Source organism: Psychrobacter sp. TB20-MNA-CIBAN-0197, from assembly GCF_040309765.1.
Taxonomy (GTDB): Bacteria; Pseudomonadota; Gammaproteobacteria; order Pseudomonadales; family Moraxellaceae; genus Psychrobacter; species Psychrobacter submarinus.
Window position 1 is genome coordinate 1 of sequence record NZ_JBEOPC010000325.1, and the last position, 297, is coordinate 297.

Below are 297 nucleotides of genomic sequence, written 5' to 3' on the forward strand. Positions count from 1 at the left end.
GGCCGTAGACCATTACTGTTTTGCCGCCGGTCAGCGCGTGCAGGTCGATGTGCACCTGGCGCCCGTCCAGCGCCAGATCGAAGCCGCCATGAACCAGACCTTCGGCATCCATTCGCTGACCGACGCCGGCCTCACGCAGCAGCTCTACCATGCCTTGTTCAAGCACACCGGCGCGGATGCGTCCAAGAATGTAATCGGGCGTCTGGCGTTCGAGGATCAGGGTGTCGATGCCAGCGTTGTGCAGCAACTGGCCGAGAAGCAGTCCGGAAGGACCGGCGCCGATAATGGCGACTTGGG

Annotated in this window: 1 protein-coding gene; it reads right to left on the reverse strand. The window is 63.0% G+C overall.

Annotated elements, in window-relative coordinates; all coding sequences use genetic code 11:
• The coding region (locus tag AAEY83_RS13865; RefSeq protein ID WP_351059700.1) for an FAD-dependent monooxygenase at positions 1-297 on the reverse strand (297 nt) is incomplete at both ends.